This is a genomic window from Listeria grayi (genome assembly GCF_900638015.1).
GTDB lineage: Bacteria > Bacillota > Bacilli > Lactobacillales > Listeriaceae > Listeria > Listeria grayi.
Genome location: NZ_LR134483.1, coordinates 1,810,180 through 1,833,513, shown reverse-complemented (window position 1 = coordinate 1,833,513; position 23,334 = coordinate 1,810,180). Strand labels below are relative to the sequence as shown.

Annotated in this window: 19 protein-coding genes; 15 read left to right on the top strand and 4 right to left on the bottom strand. The window is 40.7% G+C overall.

Translation table 11 applies throughout. From position 1 onward, the window contains the following. Positions 1–64 precede the first annotated feature (64 nt). Complete coding sequence (locus tag EL241_RS08850; RefSeq protein WP_036106315.1) at positions 65–679, bottom strand: YktB family protein; 615 nt, start codon at positions 677–679, stop codon at positions 65–67. A 150-nt stretch (positions 680–829) separates the two neighbouring features. Between EL241_RS08850 and EL241_RS08845 the strand changes: the two genes are divergently transcribed. The 3 genes from EL241_RS08845 (at position 830) to EL241_RS08835 (ending at position 4,646) form a co-directional block, all read left to right on the top strand. After that, positions 830–1,603 carry an inositol monophosphatase family protein gene (locus EL241_RS08845; RefSeq protein WP_115345729.1) on the top strand — a complete coding sequence of 258 codons (774 nt, stop codon included), beginning with the start codon at positions 830–832 and terminating at the stop codon, positions 1,601–1,603. 160 nt (positions 1,604–1,763) lie between these two features. Next, positions 1,764–3,602, top strand: coding sequence for a translational GTPase TypA (typA, locus tag EL241_RS08840; protein WP_003755085.1), 1,839 nt, complete (start codon positions 1,764–1,766; stop codon positions 3,600–3,602). Positions 3,603–3,755: 153 nt separating this feature from the next. Beyond that, positions 3,756–4,646 carry a DUF5068 domain-containing protein gene (locus EL241_RS08835; RefSeq protein ID WP_126320517.1) on the top strand — a complete coding sequence of 297 codons (891 nt, stop codon included), beginning with the start codon at positions 3,756–3,758 and terminating at the stop codon, positions 4,644–4,646. Between the two features lie 82 nt (positions 4,647–4,728). On the opposite strand, the gene EL241_RS08830 is transcribed toward EL241_RS08835, so the two are convergent. Continuing rightward, on the bottom strand, positions 4,729–4,944 hold the full coding sequence (locus EL241_RS08830; protein WP_126320516.1) for a YlaI family protein: 216 nt from the start codon (positions 4,942–4,944) through the stop codon (positions 4,729–4,731). A gap of 197 nt (positions 4,945–5,141) precedes the next feature. Between EL241_RS08830 and EL241_RS08825 the strand changes: the two genes are divergently transcribed. The 4 genes from EL241_RS08825 (at position 5,142) to EL241_RS08810 (ending at position 11,462) form a co-directional block, all read left to right on the top strand. Then, positions 5,142–5,426, top strand: a complete 285-nt coding sequence (locus EL241_RS08825; RefSeq protein WP_003755091.1) for an Fpa/YlaN family protein — start codon at positions 5,142–5,144, stop codon at positions 5,424–5,426. A gap of 149 nt (positions 5,427–5,575) precedes the next feature. Then, positions 5,576–6,745, top strand: a complete 1,170-nt coding sequence (locus tag EL241_RS08820) for an FtsW/RodA/SpoVE family cell cycle protein (protein WP_115345728.1) — start codon at positions 5,576–5,578, stop codon at positions 6,743–6,745. A 318-nt stretch (positions 6,746–7,063) separates the two neighbouring features. Then, positions 7,064–10,504 (top strand): pyruvate carboxylase, encoded by a 3,441-nt coding sequence (locus EL241_RS08815; protein ID WP_077912779.1) that lies wholly within the window; start codon positions 7,064–7,066, stop codon positions 10,502–10,504. A gap of 61 nt (positions 10,505–10,565) precedes the next feature. Continuing rightward, on the top strand, positions 10,566–11,462 hold the full coding sequence (locus EL241_RS08810) for an ABC transporter substrate-binding protein (RefSeq protein ID WP_036106321.1): 897 nt from the start codon (positions 10,566–10,568) through the stop codon (positions 11,460–11,462). 70 nt (positions 11,463–11,532) lie between these two features. Here the strand turns inward: EL241_RS08810 and EL241_RS13665 are convergent, their stop codons facing one another. Continuing rightward, a complete protein-coding gene (locus EL241_RS13665) occupies positions 11,533–11,694 on the bottom strand; it encodes a hypothetical protein (protein WP_170166156.1) in 162 nt (53 codons plus the stop codon). 93 nt (positions 11,695–11,787) lie between these two features. Here EL241_RS13665 and EL241_RS08805 point away from each other — a divergent pair, with 93 nt between their 5' ends. From EL241_RS08805 to EL241_RS08795, 3 genes are all read left to right on the top strand, one after another. Then, complete coding sequence (locus tag EL241_RS08805; RefSeq protein ID WP_170166155.1) at positions 11,788–13,968, top strand: GW domain-containing glycosaminoglycan-binding protein; 2,181 nt, start codon at positions 11,788–11,790, stop codon at positions 13,966–13,968. Between the two features lie 209 nt (positions 13,969–14,177). After that, positions 14,178–14,990, top strand: a complete 813-nt coding sequence (locus EL241_RS08800) for an ABC transporter permease (RefSeq protein WP_003755119.1) — start codon at positions 14,178–14,180, stop codon at positions 14,988–14,990. Positions 14,991–15,207: 217 nt separating this feature from the next. Continuing rightward, positions 15,208–16,908, top strand: a complete 1,701-nt coding sequence (locus EL241_RS08795) for a CDP-glycerol glycerophosphotransferase family protein (RefSeq protein WP_003755121.1) — start codon at positions 15,208–15,210, stop codon at positions 16,906–16,908. 36 nt (positions 16,909–16,944) lie between these two features. Here the strand turns inward: EL241_RS08795 and galU are convergent, their stop codons facing one another. Further along, complete coding sequence (galU, locus tag EL241_RS08790) at positions 16,945–17,835, bottom strand: UTP--glucose-1-phosphate uridylyltransferase GalU (RefSeq protein ID WP_036106333.1); 891 nt, start codon at positions 17,833–17,835, stop codon at positions 16,945–16,947. A gap of 155 nt (positions 17,836–17,990) precedes the next feature. On the opposite strand from galU, the gene EL241_RS08785 reads away from it, so the two are divergent. From EL241_RS08785 to tagD, 5 genes are all read left to right on the top strand, one after another. After that, a complete protein-coding gene (locus tag EL241_RS08785; protein WP_126320514.1) occupies positions 17,991–19,904 on the top strand; it encodes a CDP-glycerol glycerophosphotransferase family protein in 1,914 nt (637 codons plus the stop codon). Positions 19,905–19,977: 73 nt separating this feature from the next. Next, entirely contained in the window at positions 19,978–20,685 is a 708-nt protein-coding gene (locus EL241_RS08780) for an IspD/TarI family cytidylyltransferase (RefSeq protein WP_003755127.1), read from the top strand. Continuing rightward, positions 20,685–21,710 (top strand): ribitol-5-phosphate dehydrogenase, encoded by a 1,026-nt coding sequence (locus EL241_RS08775; protein WP_036106335.1) that lies wholly within the window; start codon positions 20,685–20,687, stop codon positions 21,708–21,710. Before EL241_RS08780 ends, EL241_RS08775 begins: the two co-directional genes overlap by 1 nt. A gap of 86 nt (positions 21,711–21,796) precedes the next feature. Continuing rightward, positions 21,797–22,942 (top strand): CDP-glycerol glycerophosphotransferase family protein, encoded by a 1,146-nt coding sequence (locus EL241_RS08770; RefSeq protein ID WP_036106338.1) that lies wholly within the window; start codon positions 21,797–21,799, stop codon positions 22,940–22,942. A 1-nt stretch (position 22,943) separates the two neighbouring features. Continuing rightward, complete coding sequence (tagD, locus tag EL241_RS08765; protein WP_003755136.1) at positions 22,944–23,327, top strand: glycerol-3-phosphate cytidylyltransferase; 384 nt, start codon at positions 22,944–22,946, stop codon at positions 23,325–23,327. The last annotated feature ends 7 nt before the right edge of the window (positions 23,328–23,334 follow it).

Below are 23,334 nucleotides of genomic sequence, written 5' to 3'. Positions count from 1 at the left end.
TATAGAAAATACTCACAACCAATTAATTATAACGATTTTTCACAGATTTGTATAGCCTTGATTTTTATTGGAAGGCATCTTTATAAAAAGGTAGTAGTTTTGTAAGGACGGACTTGATTTCTTCCGTGCAAGCAGAGCCGGAATGGATCTTTTTATCAGTCGGCTGATAAATTTTTCCGATCAGGAATTCTCCTTTTTTCACGTCACGAAAACGGCGCAGTGTTTTTTCTAAGGCAGCCTGTTCTAATGGGAAAGTTTTTCTTTCCGTGTGATCTGGAGAAATCGAAAAATCAGCTGGTAATGCTAAGAAATCAGTTTCTGATTTTAAATAGTTATCAGCGATAAATGTCCGTTCCTCGTTTTCATAAATAAATGCAAGCCAGACAAATAAGTATTCATCGTATAAACCTACTTGGAAATGCGGATGTTTCTTATATCCGCGTTTATCATGGCCGATCGCCAGCCATGTGCTGTCAGGCGGATTAACGGAGCGGCGTGCATGTTTTGCGATATGCAAATACATGGGCACAGCTAATTCTTTCTCTAAAAAAGAAGTCAGCTCATCTCCAAGAGTTTGAAATTTTGGTTGGATATTTTGGCGGATAGCCTCCATGCGATTATCGAGTCCAGGGAGCTGCATTGCTTTGAAATCATCATTTGTAAAACCTTTAAAAGTCATTTAGCCACTTTCCTTTCTTATTTACTATTTTCTATTATACGAAACATTCGCTGTTTATAAAAGAAATCCCTTTTAAGCCAAACCAGAAGATAAAAGCAACGATCTGTGATAAAATAAACATTACGAAGCAATGATTAAGGAGCGAAACTAATGAATAAAGCGCTAATCGAAGAACTCGTAGTAGAGTGGATAAAAGAAGCTGCCCAAAAAATAAAAGATTCCTTTCAAAATGAGTTGGAGATCGATCAAAAATCAGGACGCAACGATCTGGTCACAAATATGGATAAAGAAACAGAAACTTTTTTTGTGGAAAAAATCAAGGAGCATTTCCCAGACCATCGTGTTTTCGGGGAGGAAGGTATCGCCGAGAAACTAGAAGACCTAGCAGGTGTAGTTTGGATCATCGACCCGATCGATGGCACCCTGAATTTTGTTTTGCAGCAACGCGACTTTGCAATCTCGATCGCGATCTATGTGGATGGAGTGGGCGAACTGGCTTACATTTATGATGTAGAGCGCGAAGAATTATATACAGGCGAGCGCGGAAAAGGTGCTTACTTGAATGGGAAAAAGATCCCGCCACTGGACAAAAACAAAACATTGGACGATCTTTTGCTGATCATCAATCAAAGCACGCTTTATCATTATCCGGAACTTCGCAAAGCGATCAGCCGTTCGCGGGGGCTGCGTCTCCAAGGAGCGGCCACACTGGAATTCATGTCCGTTGCGACAGGAAGAGCAGGCGCTTATGTGTCCCGGACGCTGCAGCCATGGGACATTGCTGCAGGGAAGATCATCGCCGGTGAGATCGGAGCGATCGTTACCCGGATGGATGGAACGGAAATCGATATGCTGACAGGCGGAACGATCGTAGTAGCCAGTCCGAAAATACATGAAGAGCTAGTGCAAAACTATCTTTCTTGATTTATTTTCAAAAAACAGTGCCAAAACAAAAGCAATATGATATAATAGGTAGGTTGATTAAAACACTATGTTAAGCAGAGGAAAATCATGACATTTTCCTCTTTATTTGGATATATCAAAATGACAGGAATATGAAAGTTCTTTAGGAGGAATTTAGAAAGTGAATTTAAGAGAAGATATTCGTAATGTTGCAATTATTGCCCACGTTGACCATGGTAAAACTACCTTAGTAGATGAGTTACTAAGTCAATCCGGTACATTCAGTGATCATGAACAAGTAGAAGAACGCGCAATGGACAGCAACGCCATTGAAAAAGAACGCGGAATCACGATTTTAGCAAAAAATACTGCTATCAACTACAAAGGTACACACATCAATATCTTAGATACACCTGGACACGCCGATTTCGGTGGCGAAGTAGAACGTATCATGAAAATGGTTGACGGTGTTGTATTAGTAGTAGATGCTTATGAAGGAACAATGCCGCAAACACGTTTTGTACTGAAAAAAGCATTGGAACAACACTTGCGTCCGTTAGTAGTTGTTAATAAGATCGACCGTCCTTCTGCTCGTCCAGAGGAAGTCGTAGATGAGATCTTAGAATTATTTATCGAATTAGGTGCAGATGACGAGCAATTGGAATTCCCAGTTGTTTATGCTGCTGCTGTAAATGGAACAAGCTCTTTGAGCGCTGACCCTAAGGATCAACAAAAAACAATGGAACCGATTTTCGATCTAATCATCAATCACGTTCCAGCACCAGTGGACAATAGCGATGAACCACTTCAATTCCAAGTATCCTTACTTGATTATAACGACTATGTTGGTCGTATCGGTATCGGCCGTATCTTCCGTGGGACGATGGCAGTTGGTCAATCGGTATCTCTGATCAAATTAGACGGGACCGTCAAAAATTTCCGTGTTACAAAAATGTTCGGTTTCTTAGGATTGAAACGTGTGGAGATCCAAGAAGCAAAAGCAGGGGATCTAGTAGCTGTTTCCGGTATGGAAGACATTTTCGTCGGTGAAACCGTAACACCAGCTGATCACCAAGACGCTTTACCGGTACTTCGCATCGACGAACCAACACTGCAAATGACTTTCGTAACGAATAACAGTCCTTTCGCAGGTCGCGAAGGGAAACATGTTACTTCCCGTAAAATCGAAGAACGCTTACTTGCAGAATTGCAAACAGACGTAAGTTTACGTATCGACCCAACAGATTCTCCTGATGCTTGGACAGTTTCCGGACGTGGCGAGTTGCATTTATCGATCTTGATCGAAAACATGCGTCGTGAAGGTTACGAACTGCAAGTTTCGAAACCAGAAGTAATCATTCGTGAAATCGATGGTGTGAAATGTGAACCGGTTGAACGCGTGCAAGTCGATATCCCAGAAGAATATATGGGTGGCGTAATGGAATCCCTTAACTCACGTAAAGGGGAAATGCAAGACATGATCAACGATGGTTCTGGACAGATCCGCTTGATTTTCCATGTTCCTTCTCGTGGCTTGATTGGTTATACAACAGAATTCCTTTCCTTAACACGTGGATACGGAATCATCAACCATACATTTGACAGCTACCAACCTATCCAAAAAGGCCGTGTCGGCGGACGTAGTCGTGGTGTACTTGTTTCCATGGAAACTGGTAAAACAACGACTTACGGTATCATGCAGGTGGAAGACCGCGGAACGATCTTTGTAGAACCGGGTACTGATATTTATGAAGGTATGATCGTCGGCGAAAACAACCGCGAAGGGGATATCGCTGTCAACGTTGTTCGAGCTAAACAAATGACTAACGTTCGTTCTGCGAATAAAGATCAAACAAACGTTATCAAAAAACCACGTATCTTGACATTAGAAGAATCTTTGGAATTCTTGAATGACGATGAGTATTGTGAAGTTACACCAGAAAGCATTCGTCTGCGTAAGAAGATCCTTAACAAAAATGAACGTGAAAAAGCAGCAAAACGCTCTAAAACAAACGATTAATCATTGGAAATCAAAGAGTCCTGTAGCTAGTTTACAGGGCTCTTTTTTTAAAAACACTAAAGAAAATGTAAAGAATTAAACACATAACTGACATAATATTGTAATCTTAGGTTAAATCTGCTATATTAAGATTAAGAGAAAGGTGGGAATACAATGAAAAAAGCGATAACACTTGCAAGTACGTTGATTATTGTTGCCATGTTAGCGGCATGTGGAAATACGGACAAAAGTGAAAATAATGGGGATAAAAAAGAAACTGCCAAAACGACAACGAGTCAGGCAGTAAAAGAAAAGAAAAACACCGAGAAAAAAGCAGATTCCGACAAACAAACTACAACTAAAAAAGAAACTTCTGATAAAGATAACAAATCGGATCAATCTACGACAACAGGGACGAAAACTCCGACTACTAAGAAAGAAGAACCTACAAAAGAAGCGCCAGCTAAAAAGCCAGCCACACCAAAAGATTCTTCAAAAACAACAAAAGGAGCATTTTCATTGTCTCCAGAAGGATTTAAAGTTTCGAACGTAGCACCGATCCTCGGTGGAAATGTTACTAATATCTATGTCAACAGCGACGCTAGCTTCGTCAAGATATTCCGTAATTTAACGATCACGATCAACCAAGTGAAAGCAGAAAAACTGACAGCACCAACGAAAAAAGCACCGGCTAGCGATCCGCAAAGCTACTTGAATGGTAAAAACGGTTATGTCGTAACACTCGATGTATCGATCCAAAACCGCAGTAATAAAGATGTTATCTACAAAGCGAACGAGATCAGCTTGATGAATGCTTCCAAATCGGTTGGAGGCAGCTTAGATAATTTTGTACCGGATGCTTACAAATTGGTAGGAAGCAAAAAAGATCCATTTGTATTCGCACCGCATAAGACTGCTCGCGGACTTGTGACATTCACAATGGATGAAGCTACTTATGATTCGATCAAAAACAATACGAAAATCGGAGTACTGAACCCTGATGATTTCGACAACACATTGAAAGATAAAGATGACGACATCGTTGTACCTTATAATATCCATTAAAAAAATGCCCCGTCGTGTACGGGGCATTTCTATTTGTATAGATCCAATTACTCGAGTATGTGGCTTTGCTTTGACAGACACATCACTTCTGCGGGTGAAAATCGATAAACGTTTTTTTATAAGGTTTATGGAAATCAAATTTCCCGGAATTTATACGATGGACTGTATTTACAGCGATGCGGTGGTCGCATTCTTCACACAAATACATCTTGATAGGTTTATTGCGAAGTCGTTTTGCTTTAAACGTACGCGAGTCGATTTCATGCGTTTGATCGCATAAGATACAAGTTACTTTCATAATTTTTCACCTCATGAGAGTATTATACCATCTTTATAAGGGAAAGATAAAGAATAAAAATTCAGTCAATTTAAGCTTTTCCTTACGTGAACTATTGCGTAATATCATTTTTATGCTATACTGAAAGATGAAAAAGATTTTTACTCTTGACATAGAGTTGATGATATTTAGAAGGTTATGTGAATGGGGGTAGCAGTATGGCAACAAAAAAAGCAGTCAATCATCGAGCAGAGGCCATTGATATTTTGAAACAAGATGCAAAAAGAATCCTGCAGCTGATCAAAGTGCAGATGGATAATTTAACATTACCACAATGTCCTGCTTATGAAGAAGTTCTGGATACCCAAATGTATGGGCTGTCGAAGGAAATCAATTTTGCGGTAAGACTTGGATTAGTGGACCCAGAAGAAGGTAAAAAATTATTAGCTACTTTAGAAAAAGAGCTTTCCGCATTGCATGAACTGGCAATGAACCGAAAATAAATGGATAAAAACTGCTGATCGCTTCAGCGGTTTTTTTTATGCAAACAAAAGTTTTATTATTTTTAAAAATTGAGTGCTTGAGGTTCTTTTCTTGTCTGACATCCTATATAATGAAAGAGAAGCAATTTTTCTAAGATTGGAAGATGTGTATGTTCAAAAGAATTATGAAATCCTATGATTATAGTATCATTATTACATATATCCTGTTATGTTTATTTGGTTTGATTATGGTCTATAGTGCGAGTTGGTCATTAGCTTTTCGGAATGATCTAGTCGCAGATTATTTTTACGCGCGACAATTAAAAAATTTGATACTCAGTTTTATTATCTTTATTATCTTTGCAATCGTTCCCTATAAACTGTTCCAGCGCAACAAGTTTCTTGTACCGATGGTGGTAGGGATGATCGCACTGCTTTGCATGATTTTCGTACTGGGACATACGTCAAATAATGCCAACAGTTGGTTTCGCATCGGAACAGCTTCCTTGCAGCCAGCAGAGTTTGCAAAAGTAGTCGTGATAATTTATATGTCGGCAATCTATGCTCGGAAGCAAAACTATATCGATGATTTTAACAGAGGCGTTTTACCGCCCATTATTTTCTTGGCGTTTATCTGTTTCCTGATCATTATTCAGCCTGATCTAGGGACAACGTTCATTATTTTCTTCACAGGCTGCTGTATCATCATCGCATCCGGAATGCGGCTCAAGACGATCTCGAAGCTGATTGGAATCGCTGCGGGGTTGATCGCAGGGTTCACGCTACTTGTGCTGATCATGCCGGAGCAGATTCGTGAAAAAATCATTTCTCCTACACGGATCGGCCGCTTGACTGGCTTCCAAAACCCATTCCATGATATTGGGAAAACGGGACATCAGTTAGTCAATTCTCTCTATGCGATTGGTTCTGGCGGCGGCTTTGGTCAAGGTTTGGGACAAAGTGTTCAGAAGCTGGGCTATCTTCCCGAAGCACATACCGATTTTATTATTGCCGTGATCGCGGAAGAATTAGGTATCTTAGGGGTGATGTTCGTGATCGGCGGACTGTTCTTCTTGATCTTCAAGATCGCGCTCACAGGATTACGCACTTCCAGCCCGTTTGGTGCTTTAGTATGTTATGGAACAGCGGGATTATTCGCGATCCAGTCGTTCATTAATCTTGGCGGTGCATCCGGCTTGATCCCGATAACAGGGGTAACGTTGCCGTTTATCAGTTATGGTGGTTCCTCGCTGATGGTGCTCTCGATGCTGCTTGGTTTGATTGTGAATATCAATATGATGGAACGTTATAAAAAGAAATATCCCGTTCTTGAAAAATAGTGAAAAGGCTTGATAGAAGCACAGAACCGGTAACTGGTACGTGTTTTCCTCAAGCCTTTTGCTTCAGTTTCTTAACTTTTTAAATAATTTCGAGGAAAACAATTTACATTTCCTATACTTTAATACTATAATAACTGTTATATATCCTTTCATAGAACTTACGTCATAAATAGTTAAAAAGAAGTTTTTGAAAATTTTGAGTTTAACAATATGTCCTTTGGGGAGTTGGTTGTTTTTATAATAACCAGTTCTTTTAATAGAGAGGAAAAACTGTGCACTCAAATCACGATGAACAAAATGTTGGTTAGGAGGAGAATAATGAATAATATCAAGAAAGTTTTAGTCGCTAACCGAAGCGAAATTGCGATCCGCATCATGCGCGCCTGTACAGAGTTAAAGATCAAAACGGTTGCAATCTATTCGAAAGAGGATTCGGCTGCATTCCACCGCTATAAAGCGGATGAAGCTTACTTAGTAGGTAAAGGCAAAAAACCGATCGATGCATATTTGGATATCGATAATATCATTGAGATCGCTAAAGAATCGAATGCCGATGCTATCCATCCTGGATATGGCTTTCTTTCCGAGAATATCGAGTTTGCCAAACGTTGTGAACAAGAAGGAATTATTTTCATTGGGCCTAAATCGAAACATTTAGATATGTTTGGGGATAAAATAAAAGCCAAAGAGCAAGCATTATTAGCTGGAATACCAGTTATTCCTGGTAGTAATGGTCCTGTATCCGGTGTAGAAGAAGTAGAAGCTTTTGGTGAGAAAAACGGTTATCCGCTAATGATCAAAGCATCTCTTGGCGGCGGCGGACGCGGCATGCGTGTCGTAAATTCCAAAGCAGAAGTGAAAGATTCTTATGAACGTGCTGCCTCAGAAGCAAAAGCAGCGTTCGGGAATGATGAAGTATATGTAGAAAAATGCGTGATCAACCCGAAACATATCGAAGTTCAAATTTTAGCTGATAAACATGGAAATATCGTCCACTTGTTTGAGCGGGACTGTTCGATTCAGCGCCGTCATCAAAAAGTAGTAGAAGTAGCTCCTTGTCAAGCAATCACCGAAGACCTTCGAGAACGTATCTGTAATGCTGCCGTTAAACTGATGGAAAACGTCCAATACGTAAATGCGGGAACAGTCGAATTTCTAGTTGAAGGCGAAGAATTTTACTTTATCGAAGTAAATCCACGTGTTCAAGTAGAACATACGATCACAGAAATGATCACAGGTGTGGACATCGTGCAATCGCAGATCTTTATTGCGGATGACTTAGAGTTACATGGCGATGTGATGGCGATCCCTGAGCAAAAAGATCTTCGTATCAATGGTTCCGCTATCCAATGCCGGATAACTACTGAAGATCCACTTAACAATTTCATGCCGGATACAGGACGAGTAGATACTTATCGCTCAACTGGCGGCTTTGGAGTGCGTCTGGATGCTGGAAATGGTTTCCAAGGAACAGTCGTAACCCCGTTTTATGATTCTTTACTTGTAAAATTATGTACGTGGGGAATGACATTTGAACAAGCCGTTCGGAAAATGCGCCGTAACTTGGTAGAATTCCGGATCCGCGGCGTGAAAACCAATATTCCGTTCTTATTGAATGTAGTAAGACATCCTGACTTTATTTCCAGCAAATACAATACATCCTTTATCGATAGTACGCCGGAATTATTCGACTTCCCGCATATTCGCGACCGTGGTACGAAAACACTCCGCTACATCGGAACTGTCACCGTCAACGGTTTCCCAGGTATCAAGCAGGAAGATAAAGCGGTCTATACGACACCGCGCGTGCCGAAGATCGCCTATGATTCCAAGATCGAGCCAGGTACGAAACAAATCTTGGATGCGAAAGGTCCGGAAGGGATCGTAGACTGGATCAAATCGCATGAGGAAGTATTGCTTACAGATACGACGCTGCGAGATGCCCATCAATCGCTGCTTGCAACGCGTGTTCGTTCTAAAGATATTTTCCGGATCGCGGATGCAATGGCGCATATGCTACCGAATATGTTCTCGTTTGAAATGTGGGGCGGTGCGACTTTCGACGTTGCCTATCGTTTCTTGAATGAAGATCCATGGGTGCGTTTAGAAACATTGCGTAAAAAAATCCCGAATGTCATGTTCCAAATGTTACTTCGCGGTGCAAATGCAGTCGGCTATAAAAACTATCCAGACAATGTCATTCAAGAATTTATCAAGCAATCTGCTAAATCCGGTGTCGATGTTTTCCGTATTTTCGATAGCTTGAACTGGCTGAAAGGAATGGAAGTATCTATCCAATCCGTAAGAGAAGCAGGTAAAGTTGTAGAAGCAGCTATTTGTTATACAGGGGATATCGATGATGAGACCAGAACGAAATTTACCATTGATTATTATAAAGATATGGCGAAGGAGTTAGTGGCACAAGGTACGCACATTTTAGGAATCAAAGATATGGCAGGGCTACTAAAACCACAAGCTGCGTATCGTCTAGTCAGTGAACTGAAAGAAACGATCGACATCCCGATCCATCTGCATACGCATGATACGAGCGGTAACGGTATTTATACGTATGCGGCGGCAGTCAGTGCTGGTGTGGATATCGTCGATGTTGCTTCCAGCGCGATGAGCGGAGCGACTTCACAACCAAGTATGACAGGACTCTACTACGGTCTAGTAAATGGGAACCGTCAAACGAATTTAAACGCGCAAAATTCCCAAACGATCAACCATTATTGGGAAGATGTCCGCAAGTATTACAAGGACTTCGATAACTCGCTTAATTCACCGCAAACAGAAGTATACATCCATGAAATGCCGGGCGGACAATATACGAACTTGCATCAACAAGCAATTGCTGTCGGACTAGGCGAACGTTGGGACGATGTAAAGAGCATGTATTCAGAAGTGAATCGAATGTTTGGTGACATCGTAAAAGTAACGCCTTCCTCGAAAGTAGTCGGCGATATGGCTCTCTTCATGGTTCAAAATGAATTGACAGAAGAAGATGTCTACGAAAAGGGCGATACGATCGACTTCCCGGATTCTGTTATCGAGTTCTTCATGGGCGAGATCGGTCAACCTTATGGTGGCTTCCCTGAGAAACTGCAAAAACTGATTTTGAAAGGTAAAAAACCACTGACAGAACGCCCAGGTGCATTGATGGAACCTGTCAACTTTGCACAAGTGAAGACAGAATTACAAGAAAAAATCGGTTATGAACCAAGTGAAAAAGAAGTGCTTTCGTACATTCTTTATCCGAAAGTCTTCCTAGAATACCGCAAAATGATCGATACGTATGGAGATGTAACAGTTCTCGATACACCGACATTCTTTAAAGGAATGCGTTTAGGTGAGACGATTCAAGTCGAACTTGAAAAAGGGAAGATCTTGATGATCAAACTGAATTCGATCGGTGAACCAATTGCTGACGGAACACGCGTGGTTTATTTTGAACTAAACGGTCAGCCGCGTGAGATCAATATCCAAGATTTCAACGTTCAATCGACAGTCATTTCCAGACGCAAGATCGATACCAACAATCCGGAACATATCGGTGCTACCATGACCGGTTCTGTGATCCAAGTCGTTCGTCAAAAAGGCGAGCGTGTGAAGAAAGGCGATCCATTGTTGATCACTGAAGCAATGAAAATGGAAACAACTATCCAAGCGCCATTTGATGGCGAAGTAGGAACGATCTACGTAACGGATGGCGATACCATTGATTCCGGTGACCTACTAATGGAAGTAAATCGCGTTTAAAGAAAAAGGCTATCGCAGGCAGTCCTATGCAGACTGCCTGCGATTTTTAAGGAGTTAGAAAATGAAATTGTTGAAAAGCTTACCTATCTTATTACTTGCCGGAATACTTGCTTCCTGCGGCATGTCCAGCACGACCGAAAAGGCTCAAACCCCTAGCTTCCACAAGGTGGTAGATGCAGAAGGGAACAAAATCCAGCTAAAGCAGAAACCTAAAAAAATCGTTTCTTTGATACCAAGCAACACGGAGATCCTCTTTGCACTTGGTCTTGGAAAAGAAGTGAAAGGCGTTACTGCGTATGATGACTATCCTAAAGCTGCGCAAAAAATAACCAAAGTCGTTTCCACTGAAGTCGATACAGAAAAAATCATTGCCATGAAGCCAGATCTTGTACTCGGTCACGAGTCTAGCTTGAACTTCCAAAAGGATGCGTATAAACAATTGGAAGAGGCAAAGATCCCGTTATTTGTTGTAAAAGATGCACAAACTCTGCAAAGCGCAGAAAAAACAATTGAGCAAATCGGACAATTGACAGGTACGACAGACAAAGCAAAAGCAGTTGTACAAAGGATGGAAAAACAAAAAGCGAGCTTACAAACAAAGGCGGCAAAGCAGAAAAAGCAGCCAACCGTCTGGATCGAAATCAGCAATGATCTATACACAGCAGGGGATAACACCTTCATGAACGAAATGCTGGATTTGGCTGGTGGTAAAAATATCGTTACCAAAAAAGGATACCCTAAATATAATGAAGAACAGGTCATAAAAGCAGATCCTGATGTGATCATTACGACTTATCCAAATGCCAAGCAAGAAATTGCCAAACGCAAGGCTTGGAAAAATATCCGCGCAGTGAAGAATGCCCGCATCTATTCATTGGACGCAAATAAACTAAGCCGCCCAGGTCCGCGTTTAGTGGAAGGCGCAGAAGAGATCTACCAGGCCATTTATCCTAAATGAAAAAAAGCACTCGAAAAGTGGTTGTTTCCGCTCTTTGGGTGCTTTTTTTTTATTATGAAAAAGCGGTAGATTAGTAGATACGGATTAGCGAGATCAATAAATAGCCGACTACTTCGCCATATATAAGCGAACCTACAGAATAATGCTGGTCATAGATAAATTCTTCATGCAATCTTACGAAAAAAATTTGCCATTTATATGTAAAATTGTCAAAAATTTGACTTATTTTCATGATTCCTTAGCCCCGTTTTTTTAAATAATGTTGCTATGTTGGTTTCACAATGATAGAATCACAAGTAGATGCTATAAAAAAGGAGTTTGGTTAATGAAAAAAAATCTTGTCAATACCGTTATCGTTACTTGTCTAAGCTTAGGACTTACGATTGCGCCTTTTCAATCTGTATTTGCAGCCGACAGCAGTGAAGATGCTATCCAACATGTGAAAGAAGGTACAGTTTTTTCATTAGAGGAAAATCGTCAAGCGGCAATGGACATGATGGAACAAGATCAATCAATTCAATCCAATAGGGCAGCACAAGCAAGAGTAGCAACCTTTGCAGCACCCGTACAATCGAAACAAGAAAAGTTTTTCGCGTCTATCTCCGGATATGCACAAAAACTTTCTCAAAAATATAATGTATATGCTTCTGTTATGATGGCTCAATCCGCGCTAGAAAGTGCATGGGGAGAGAGTGGCCTTTCCAAAAAAGCGAACAACTTTTTTGGTGTGAAAGGGAAATACAAAGGTCAGTCTGTAATCGTGGAAACCAGAGAATTCTCCAATGGAAAATGGATCACGATCAGAGCCGAGTTTCGGAAATATCCAAGCTTTTACGAATCGATGGAAGATAATGCCAGCAAGCTGAGAAATGGTGTATCCTGGGATCACAACTACTATAAGGGAACTTGGTACGAAAACACGAAATCCTATAAAGATTCTACGAAATGGTTGACAGGTCGTTATGCGACCGATCCGGACTATAATAAGAAGCTCGACAGCATTATTGAAAAATATGGACTGACAAAGTACGACAAATACGACACAATTTTATATAATAAAGCAGTAAATTATAAGCGAACGATATTAAATAGTAAGACTTATTATTTCTATTCCGATATCTACCATACAAATCCAAAAGTCAAAAAACTGGAAAATGCCGGAAATTATGCAAATAAAGAAGTTCAAGTCGTTCGGGAAGCTAAAACAGATCGCGCTACTTGGCTTCAAGTCAAATATGGCAGTCGTATTTTAGGCTGGGTGAATAAAAATGCCGGGACGATATATGATCCGATCACTTCACAAAAAAACGTCCAAGTCAACGCACAGTCTAAAAAAGGATATCCGATCTACAATAAGATCTACGGTACAGCAAGCGGCGTCAAACAAGTCGCTAAATCTGATACGTATGTCAAAAATGAATTGCAAGTTTCTAAAGAAGCCGTTACAAAGCGTGGAACCTGGGCTGAAGTGAAGAAGAGCGGCAAAGTGCTCGGCTGGGTCGACAAAAAAGCGTTGACATATTTTGACGCTGTCACTTCCAACAAAGCGGTTTCTAGCTTGGGAATGATCAAACCGGGTGTGAATGTAAGTATTTATAACCAGATTTATGGTACGACAGCGAATACAGCATCTGTTGCAGAAGCGAAAAAATATACTAATCGTGATCTGAAAATCATTCGAGAAGCAACGACGAAACGCGGCAACTGGGCGCAGATCCAAGAAGGAAGCAAAACGCTTGGATGGATCTCAAAAGGCAGCTTGACTTATCTGGACAAGATCACAAGCAAAAAAACGCTTAAAGTGAATGCCAAAGTCAAAGCGCAGAAAAATGACAGTGTCTACACACAAGTTTACAATACGACTAGTCAAGCAAAAAAAGCAGCCAATCTGTCGAGCTATAATGGGAAAGAAGTACAAGTGGTCAGCGAAGCAATAACCAAATCAGGTACATGGTCGCAGATCAAAAGCGGCAGCAAAACACTTGGCTGGGTAAGCAAAGCACGTCTTGCTTATTACGAACCGGTCGCATACAATAAAACGGTTTCTAAAGATGGCGGTGTCAAAGCTAGAAGTCAAGACCGGATCTACTCCGATGTCTATAAAACAACTGGCAAGGCAAAAGACCTAGGCAAGCTGAGTGCATATAACAATAAAAATATCAAGATCATTCGCGAAGCTAAAGGGAAAACTACTGTCTGGTATCAGTTCAAAGTAGGCAATAAAGTCATCGGCTGGGCGAATAAAGCAGGTTTTCAAACCTATGACAAATTGATCTACAATAAAAAAGTCAACCGTACAGGGAAAGTAGTGAATACGAGTAAGTATTATTTCTATAATAAAATCTACGGAACAGCATTGAATACGAAAAAAATGAACAATGCGAAAAAGTATGCCAACAAAAAAGTCACCGTGATCCGCGAAGCAAAAACAAGTAGATCAACATGGGTGCAAATCAAATATGGCAATAAATTACTAGGCTGGGTCAACAAAAAAGCAATCAAATAAAAATAAAAAGCGCATGTAAGACAATCTCATTGCCTCCATGCGCTTTTGTTATAAGTGGGGAAACTGCAAATTCCTCTATATAAGTTATAGACTTCTTTTCTGAAAAAAGGTATACTAACTTTCGGGGGTGAAGCCGCTATTTACATAATGAAAAAAGTCTGGCTGAAATGACTTGGATTTGAATATGAATAGATGAAAGAAGTGTTTTTGTGAAACAAGTATGGCAAGTTATAAAAGAACAATTTCAATATTCCTTCATGATGTTCCGAATTGCTCGTTATGAAGATAAAGCGACGTACCAAAACCATTATTTAGGGTTATTATGGCAAATATTAAATCCACTTATCCAAGTGGGTATTTATTATGCAGTGTTTGGTGTAGGTCTAAGAGCCGGAAGAAGTATCGATTCCAACGTTCCTTTTTTCGTTTGGCTTTTGATCGGGATCATTCCATGGTTCTTTATTTCAGGAACCATTCAGCAAGCTGCCAATAGTATTTTCAATAAAATCAATCTTGTCTCGAAAATGAAATTTCCAATGAGTATTTTACCAAATATCACGCTCGTATCGAATTTGACGAGCTATGGAGTAATGATGGGATTCTTAATGATGATTCTTGCTTGGAAAGGGATTTATCCTAGTCTGCACTGGATCCAATACATCTATTACTTTATCGCAATGGTTTTCTTCTTGTTCAGCTTTTCGATCCTGAACTCGACGATCAGTGTGCTTGTCCGCGATTATCCGCTGATCTTGCAATCGCTGCTCCGCGTGCTGTTCTATGTGTCCGGTGCGATCTGGCAGTTAGATACCAGCAAATTTCCAGCAGTCGTTGTCAACATTCTGAAATTGAACCCGATCGTTTATTTACTGGACGGGTTCCGAGAGACCTTCCTTTCCGAAGGCTGGGTGACCGATCACATGGGGTATAACATCTACTTCTGGGTCGTTTCCTTCACCTTATTATTCTTTGGCGCGATTCTGCATATGCGTTTCCGTGAAAGATTTGTAGATTTCTTATAAAAAACAGCTACCTTCAGCTTGCCTGAAAGAAAATCAGAGTCTCGGAAAAGCCTATCTGCGGATAGGCTTTTTTTTGCGATTTTAAAAAAGTTTATAGTTCTAAATGCGTTTTTCTTGAATAGTTCACATTTACTCACATTTGACCTTATGTTTTTTTTATTATAAGATTATTTTATGTTTGTATTTACATATTTTTAAAAGTGAGGCAATATATTTTATGATAAAAAAACGATTTATTGTTGAATCTATTTCATGGGAACGGGTTCAAATGTATGTTAAAGCGAGAATAGAAGGGTTTTCGGATTTAAAAGGCTATGAAATCCGCTTTGGGACGCCAACAAATTCGACGATCTATAAGCCTACCGAAGTGACGATCAATGGGGAAGAAGTTCTTCTTCGTTTCAATGTTGCTATTTTAGATGACGGCAATTATTTGCCGAGCGGAGATTACTTGCTTTATTTTTATCGTAAAGCTGATAATGACCAGATCGTTGCGGTTCCTGACAGCCAATTGTTCAAGCCGTTTGAAGCGTTGACAGAGACAGAACAGGTTCGTTATGAGAAGGCACAAACGGAAACCGATCGGAAAAATATTTTGCTGGAAGATAACAGCCAAGAATTTTTGCGGGGCGGAACTAATAAAAAGTACAGCTATACCGTAAAACCGATGATTTCCTTGGATATCAATGAATTGGTTTTCAATGTCTTCTTTCAACGTCCAGCTCCGAAAAAAAGCCGCATGCGTAGATGGCGGGATCTCTGGATCGCGTCTTACTATAAAAACAGCTATATTGTACGAAATGCGATTTTTAAAGCGATTTTTTATACAGCTCAAAAGTGGGTTCCTAAAAATGGGAAGCGGGTGTTGTTTTCTTCCGATTCACGTTCGACATTAAGTGGGAACTTTGAATATGTGTATAACAAGATGGAAGAATTAGGGATTACAAAAGAATACAAGGTGCATATGACATTTAAACCGAATATTCGCTTGCGCCGCAAACCAATGGATAAGTTTAAGTTTCCTTTTTATCTAGGGATATCAGATATTATTTTCATTGACGATTTCCATCCGATGATTTATGAAGTGAAATTTTCTAAAGAAGCAAGACTCGTGCAATTGTGGCATGCTTGTGGTGCTTTTAAAACAGTTGGTTTCAGTCGGGTAGGGAAGAAAGGCGGACCATTTTTTGATGGCGAGGCGCACCGGAATTACAGCAATGCGATCGTTTCAGCGGACATTGATGTTCCGTTTTACGCGGAAGCTTTCGGTATCAAGGAAGAAAAAGTACTGCCGCTTGGTGTTTCCAGAACAGATATTTTCTTTGATCCGGAATACAAGAAAAATATCGTTACAGAAATGGAGCAGTTATTCCCGGAAACGCAAGGAAAGAAAGTTATTATGTTTGCACCTACTTTCCGCGGTAATGGGGCGAACAACGCCAATTATCCTTTTTTCAAAATCAATTTTGGCCGTCTAGCTGAATATTGCCGGGCGAACAATGCGGTCGTGATTTTCAAAATGCATCCATTTGTCAAAAATAAATTAGTCATTCCCAAACAGCATAAAGACGTCTTTTTTGATGCGACGAGCTACCGAGAAATCAATGATATTCTCTTCATTACTGATATTTTGATCACGGATTACTCCTCTGTTATTTTTGAATTTTCGACATTACAACGTAAAATGCTGTTTTATGCATTTGATTTAGAAGATTATGTCACCAGTCGAGATTTTTATGAAGAATATGAAGGGTTTGTGCCAGGAAAGATCGTACGAACTTTTGATGATTTGATCACGGCACTAGAAGAAGAGGATTTTGAAGAAGAAAAAGTGAAGCCGTTTTTGGACACGCATTTCAAATATCAAGATAACCGTTCCGCAGAGCGCGTTGTGAAGACGATTTTCAATAAAGAATAAAAAAAGAGAGATCATTGCGATCTCTCTTTTTCTTACTTATTTTTTCGGCGTACTGCCTTTTAATTCAGTGCCTAGTTTTAAAATCAATTCTTTTACTTCGTCTTTGATCTCTGGATGATTTAATGCGAAACGCAGTGTTGTCTCAATGAAGCCGAATTTATCGCCGACATCATAGCGAGTTCCTTCAAAATCATAGGCAAAGACGCGCTGGAATTTGTTCAAATTGTTGATTGCATCGGTCAACTGGATCTCACCGCCGGAACCAGGACCTTGTGTTTCCAAATAGTCAAAAATTTCTGGTGTCAGAAGGTAGCGCCCAAGAATGGCAAGGTTAGAAGGTGCTTTGCCTGCTTCTGGCTTTTCAACAAACCCTTTCACGTTGTATAAGCGATCCGAGATTTTTTCTAATGGATCGATGATACCGTAGCGGTCCGTTTCATCTTGTGGAACTTGCTGAACACCGATGACAGAGCTATGCGTTTTTTCGTATTGGTCGATCAATTGTTTGGCACAAGGTACTTTCGATTGTACGATATCGTCACCAAGCATAACTACGAATGGTTCGTTGCCGACGAACCCTTTTGCTTGAAGAATGGCATCACCAAGACCTTTAGGCTTCGATTGACGAATAAAGTGCAATTTTATGTTGGTTGTTTTTTCGATTTGCTTCAATAATTCGGTTTTATGTTTGGAGCGAAGATTATTTTCTAACTCAGGAACAGAATCAAAGTGGTCTTCAATCGCTCTTTTCCCTTTTCCGGTCACGATCAAGATGTCTTCGATCCCTGCATCTACTGCTTCTTCTACAATAAATTGAATTGTCGGCGTGTCGACAATGGGTAGAATTTCTTTTGGCATCGCTTTTGTGGCAGGTAAGAATCTAGTCCCCAGCCCCGCCGCTGGAATGACCGCTTTTCTAACTTTCATGATTTTCCTCCTTAGAGTTGCATATTCTCCTTCATTATATAAAAGTTTCACTAGTTTCACAAGCTGGAGAGGAAGTAGTAGAAGGGAAAAAGATGAATTTATCGAGATAATGAATTATACTAGACATAATAGTTTTGGACAAAGGAGCAATAGAAGTGAAGGATAATCCTGCGATAAGTTACATACAATTAGAAGAAGCAGCACCGCTTTTTGATACAGAAGCGATCGCGGCGAAGGATGAATGGATCGTGAGCAGACCGCTGCCGACATTTTTCGAGCGGATGCAAGCCATTCTGGCAGCGGCGAAAAATGAATGGATCAGTTTTCTTCCACCAGAAGTCCTAACAAAAGCGGAAGGAACTGCCAAATTGATCGTTTGTCAGCATGGTTCGGAGAATACGATCGTCAGTATTTATCAAGCGCCTCTTTTATTGGGGGCCTCTCTTTTGGAAATCGCCTTTCACCGCGATCTCGCTAAAGAAATCTTAACGCCATACATTCTGGATGAGTCTGCCTTCCTATATGCCTTGCTCACACGCGCAAGAACTGTTCAAGTCGTGGCAGGAACTTTGCAAGGGAAAGACGCTACAGAGGTGGTACAAGCAGTAGCGCCAATGGAAACCAATCCCTATCAAAAGCAATACCTGCTGCAGAAATATGTGGAGAGCTATTTCAGAGCGAAGCAAGGGGATCTAGCGTCAGAATTGTTAAAAGTACTGCCGTTGCTTGATGATAAAGTGGTTGATCAGCTAACTGATTTAAATAAGTGGATCACCGCTTTAGTTCAAGAAACTCCTAAAAACAAGCTGACAAGTGATGTGATCCCGCTAGTTAAATGCTATGTGGCGAAACTAACACCGGAAAAAGAATGGTTGCCGTCTTACAGCGGGTTGTTTCAAATTGCCAAAAAGGGACGATATAAAGCCAGTTATTTAAAGCACAAAGCCGTTTCACCATTTCAGAAACGGCTTGGGCAATACATTGGTCGCAAACTTATTTATCCCATTGCCAAGCGCTTAGCGATCCGAACGGAGCAAGTCGTTTTCTTATCACAAAAAATCGTGCATCCAGATGACACCTTCTTGCCACTTTATCAGGTCATCAAACAGCAGAAGCCTGAAAAAGAAATCGCGATGTATTTTCGTTCCGACAATTATAATTTCCGTTATTATCTGCGTTTTTTTTATGCGCTTGGACGGAGCAAGTATTTATTTGTAGATGATTATTATTATCCCTTCTACAATATTCGGATTCGGGAAGAAGCTGTGGTCGTGCAATTATGGCATGCTGCCGGAGCCTTCAAGAAATTCGGGCACAGTGCGATTGGCTATGCAGATTCTCTATCTCCAGAATTCGAAACGCGTGCGCATCAGAATTATACACATGTGATCGCTTCTTCGGCAGAAATCAAAACGCAGTATGCAGAAGCTTTTCAAATCGATCAGGAAAAAATATTGCCACTAGGACTGCCGCGATTATGGAAGTTCTATGATGAGGCATACAAACAATTCAATCAAACCTACTACCGAGAAATGTACCCGGCGCTCAAACGCAAAAAAGTGATTTTATATGCCCCGACTTTCCGCGGGAATTCGGAGCAGCGGAAAGCGTTCGACGTTCCGCTTGATTTAAGTGCTTTGCAGGAGCAGCTGGGCGAGGAATACGTATTCTTTGTAAAATTGCACCCGTTAGTTGATAAGGGATCGCTCGATTTTACGGATACTGCTGATTTTGCCTTTGATGTGAGTGATCAGAATATTACCGATCTGATGTTGCTAGCTGACATGCTCGTGACCGATTATTCTTCGGTGATCTTTGAATTCGCGTTGCTTGGTAAACCGATTCTCTTCTATGCTTACGACCTGGAAAATTATTTGGAGGAACGCGATTTTTATGAAGCTTATGAAAGTTATGTCCCAGGACCGATCGTCAAAACAGAAGCAGCATTGATCCATGCGATTCAAACTGAAACAGGTGAGGCGGTAAATGATGCATTCGTACAACGGAATTTTACTTACCAAGATGGACAGGCGGCAGAACGGATCATTGCCGAATTAATGCCAGATTGAAAGAAGATTTCTTAGAACGAGTATGCTATAATGGCAATATATTTATCTAGAAAAGTGATAAAGGAGATTAAACATGATTTATGCAGAGATTTTAGCTGGCGGTAAAGGAACACGCATGGGAAACGTCAACATGCCAAAGCAGTTCTTGCCTTTAAAAGGGAAACCAATATTGATCCACACACTTGAAAAATTTATTTTAAATAATCGTTTTGATAAAATAATCATTGTAACACCGAAAGAATGGATCAATCATACGAAAGACATTATTAAAAAGTACATCAGCGATGATCGCGTTGCAGTTGTAGCTGGCGGTTCTGATCGCAACGAAACGATCATGAATGGGATTCATTATATCGAAAAAGAAGTCGGCTTGAATCCAGAAGATGTCATCGTAACGCATGACGCGGTTCGTCCGTTTATCACGCACCGGATCATTGAAGAAAATATCGATGCTGTACTGGAACATGGTGCTGTCGATACAGTCATCCCGGCGATCGATACGATCGTAGAATCCAGCAACCATGAATATGTAACTGATATTCCTGTCCGCGACCATATGTATCAAGGGCAAACACCGCAAAGCTTCAATATCCAAACATTGGTAAAACACTACAATAATCTATCTGCAGAAGACAAACAAATTTTGACAGACGCAGCTAAAATTTGTTCGCTTGCAGGGGAAAAAGTATTTTTAGTAAACGGCGGAATCTCTAACATCAAGATCACAACACCTTATGATCTCAAAGTCGCCAATAGCATCATACAGGAGAGGATCAACTAATGATAAACCAAGTTTTTCGCCTTGTATCCGAAAGGCAATTTGAAGAAACCAATATCGAAGAAAAATTAACGCCGGAAACAGTAGTTGTGCGTCCTACTTATCTGTCGATCTGCGCAGCCGACCAACGCTATTACACAGGATCTCGGGGAAAAGAAGTACTTTCCAGAAAACTGCCAATGGCGCTTATCCATGAAGGTGTGGGCGAAGTCGTTTATGATGCAGAAGGAGAATTTCCGGTCGGAACAAAAGTAGTCATGATTCCGAATACGCCTTTTGAAGAAAATGAAGTGATCGCCGAAAATTACTTGCAGACCAGCAAATTCCGCTCTAGTGGCTATGATGGACTGATGCAGGAAAATGTATACATGCGTCGCGACCGGGTAGTTCCTCTTCCAGAAGGAATGGATCTTGAAGTTGCCGCATATTCTGAATTGATCTCCGTCGCTTACCACGCGATCAGCCGCTTCCAAAACAAAGGGAATCGCAACCGCGAATCTTTTGGTGTTTGGGGAGATGGGAATTTAGGCTTTATTACGTGTCTGCTACTGAAAACGATTTATCCGGAAAGCAAAGTATACATCTTCGGAAAAACGCAATATAAACTGGATTTCTTCTCGTTCGTGGATGAAGCTTTCTTGATCGACGAGATCCCAGCTGACCTAGTCATTGACAACGCCTTTGAATGTGCCGGCGGAAGAGGTAGCGAGCACGCCGTCGAACAGATCATTGACCTGATCGTGCCAGAAGGAACCGTCGCATTGCTTGGCGTTTCAGAAATGCCGATCGAGTTCAATTCGCGCATGGTACTCGAAAAAGGACTTACCGTCTTCGGAAGCAGTCGAAGTGGTAGAGTGGATTTTGAAAACACAGTGAAGTTTTTAAGTGAAAATGAAGGTGCAGTCGAGTACCTTTCCAATTTGATCGGGCTACGAAAAGTCGTTCGCAACTTGCAAGATATCACCGAAGCATTTGAAGATGACCTACGCAATCCATTTGGCAAAACAGTAATGGAATGGCGCGTGTAACTTTTTATAAATCTCAGTTAAGCAGGGTTTGTTTACTTATCTGAGATTTATTTTGGCTTAATTCAAAAAAGAGAGGAAATAAAAAAGTGAAAAACATTGCGATCCAATTATATCTCCTTTGCTTAAAAATAGTATCCGTATGTTTTCACCTTTTGCCGCTCAAAAAGCGTATTTTCCTAGTAGCAACATTTCCAGAGAATGCTAAGGCTGTTTTAAAAGAAGCGAGCAAGCAGAATAAAGAAGTCATCTGTATGTATGATCCACGGCTGGAGGCAAGTGATTTTGCTGGAGCCGTAGTCAGCAAACAAAATAATTTGAAAAATAAATGGCATCTATTATATTATTTAAATACAAGCGCGGTCGTGCTTATCGACAATTATCTCCCTGAACTTGCTGCAGTTGATTTTAAGACGGAAGCAGTTTGTATCCAACTTTGGCATGCAAATGGCGCATTGAAGCAATTTGGCTGGGAAGATAAGCTGGCGCAAACACGTCCAGATAAGGATAAAGCACGTTTCAAAAAAGTGTATGCACGTTTTGAGCGCGTCGTTGTCAGTTCAGATGAAATGGCAGCCATTTTTAAGCGCAGTTTCTTAATGAAAGAAGAACAAATGCTTAAAATCGGGATGCCGCGGACGGATAAATTCTTTGATGCTACACTTCAAGCGGAAGAACGTCGCTATTGGCGGGAAAAGTGGAACCTAGCAGACGAAAAAGTGATTCTATATGCACCGACTTTTCGTGATGACAGTTTGGAAAAAGCAGAGCTGGCATTGGATATCAAACAATTAGAAGCTGCATTTGGGGAAACGCACCGTCTCATTCTGAAACTCCATCCTTCGATTCAGACAGAACTTACTATTGCTGAAGATCCGTTTTTGATCCCCGTTCCAAAACAAACTTCGCTCGAATCGATTCTTGCTGCAACGGATATGCTTATAACCGATTATTCTTCGATTCCATTTGAATATGCCCTTTACAAAAAGCCGATGTATTTTTTTGCATATGATCTGGCGAGCTATCAGAGTGAGCGGGGGTTGATTTCTGGTTATGAAACGATCGTTCCGGGAGAAATCGTCCAAACGACGGCCGAGTTGGTTCGTGCGATGCAACGGACTCCAGACTTGGAAAAAGTGGAACAGTTTGCGAAAAAATGGAATAAATATGCAGACGGCAATGCAACGCAGCGCCTGCTTGCTTTTACGGAGGCATATTTAAGAAAGGAAGACTAAAATGAAAAAAGTAATCACATATGGAACTTTTGACTTACTACATTGGGGACACATCAACTTGTTGAAAAGGGCAAAAGCTTTGGGGGATTATTTGGTCGTTGGTCTTTCCACAGACGAATTTAATGCAAAAAAACATAAAGAAGCGTATCATAACTATGAAAACCGCAAATTGATTTTAGAAGCGATCCGTTATGTCGATGAAGTAATACCGGAAACGGATTGGGAGCAAAAAGCAACGGATATCGAGAAGTACGATATCTCCGTCTTAGTTATGGGAGACGATTGGGAAGGGGAATTCGATGCTTTGCGGGCTTATTGCGAAGTAGTCTATTTACCAAGAACCAAAGGGATTTCAACATCGCAAATCAAAAACACAAAATTTTGACTTAAAG

Excerpts from the sequence above, each read along its gene's own strand:
- EL241_RS08835 (WP_126320517.1), top strand. The coding sequence starts at position 3,756 with ATGAAAAAAGCGATAACACTTGCAAGTACGTTGATTATTGTTGCCATG.
- EL241_RS08780 (WP_003755127.1), top strand. The coding sequence starts at position 19,978 with ATGATTTATGCAGAGATTTTAGCTGGCGGTAAAGGAACACGCATGGGA.
- tagD (WP_003755136.1), top strand. The coding sequence starts at position 22,944 with ATGAAAAAAGTAATCACATATGGAACTTTTGACTTACTACATTGGGGA.
- EL241_RS08795 (WP_003755121.1), top strand. The coding sequence starts at position 15,208 with ATGATAAAAAAACGATTTATTGTTGAATCTATTTCATGGGAACGGGTT.
- EL241_RS08775 (WP_036106335.1), top strand. The coding sequence starts at position 20,685 with ATGATAAACCAAGTTTTTCGCCTTGTATCCGAAAGGCAATTTGAAGAA.
- EL241_RS08845 (WP_115345729.1), top strand. The coding sequence starts at position 830 with ATGAATAAAGCGCTAATCGAAGAACTCGTAGTAGAGTGGATAAAAGAA.
- EL241_RS08805 (WP_170166155.1), top strand. The coding sequence starts at position 11,788 with ATGAAAAAAAATCTTGTCAATACCGTTATCGTTACTTGTCTAAGCTTA.
- EL241_RS08850 (WP_036106315.1), bottom strand. The coding sequence starts at position 679 with ATGACTTTTAAAGGTTTTACAAATGATGATTTCAAAGCAATGCAGCTC.
- EL241_RS08820 (WP_115345728.1), top strand. The coding sequence starts at position 5,576 with ATGTTCAAAAGAATTATGAAATCCTATGATTATAGTATCATTATTACA.
- EL241_RS13665 (WP_170166156.1), bottom strand. The coding sequence starts at position 11,694 with ATGAAAATAAGTCAAATTTTTGACAATTTTACATATAAATGGCAAATT.
- EL241_RS08810 (WP_036106321.1), top strand. The coding sequence starts at position 10,566 with ATGAAATTGTTGAAAAGCTTACCTATCTTATTACTTGCCGGAATACTT.
- EL241_RS08815 (WP_077912779.1), top strand. The coding sequence starts at position 7,064 with ATGAATAATATCAAGAAAGTTTTAGTCGCTAACCGAAGCGAAATTGCG.
- EL241_RS08825 (WP_003755091.1), top strand. The coding sequence starts at position 5,142 with ATGGCAACAAAAAAAGCAGTCAATCATCGAGCAGAGGCCATTGATATT.
- EL241_RS08830 (WP_126320516.1), bottom strand. The coding sequence starts at position 4,944 with ATGAAAGTAACTTGTATCTTATGCGATCAAACGCATGAAATCGACTCG.
- galU (WP_036106333.1), bottom strand. The coding sequence starts at position 17,835 with ATGAAAGTTAGAAAAGCGGTCATTCCAGCGGCGGGGCTGGGGACTAGA.